The following is a 327-nucleotide window of genomic DNA, read 5'->3' as shown; positions in this document are numbered from 1 at the left end:
AGAAGGTCGTGGACGCAAATCCAGGCGTCCCCCTTCAGATTTTGATGCTCGGTTCTTCCGCTTTGGGATTCATTTCAACTCTTGCCGAACATATCGGCCGCGCCAATGGTCGGCTGGTCGTGTACGAACCGGCTGAAGACCTGCGCCGACCGTTGGAATTGTCCTTTGAGCGCAGCGCCCGCATTTCCGTGGTCTCCGAGATCCCAGCGATTGGCGTGTATCATCTCGTTCTGTCCAGCTCAGATCGTCTCTTCAGCATGATGGATGGCGATGATGAAGTGTTCACTGCCGTAGACGCGGCACTGTGCCGTGGCGCACACCTGATAG

General features: G+C 56.6%; 1 protein-coding gene. It reads left to right on the top strand.

Annotation, left to right across the window (positions count from 1 at the left end):
- Positions 1 to 44 precede the first annotated feature (44 nt).
- On the top strand, positions 45 to 327 hold a 283-nt coding region (locus SB764_RS39025), incomplete at its 3' end, for a hypothetical protein (RefSeq protein WP_410866614.1).

Source organism: Paraburkholderia sp. SIMBA_027 (assembly GCF_046535315.1).
Lineage (GTDB): Bacteria > Pseudomonadota > Gammaproteobacteria > Burkholderiales > Burkholderiaceae > Paraburkholderia > Paraburkholderia tropica.
This window is presented reverse-complemented; position numbering and strand designations above follow the sequence as displayed.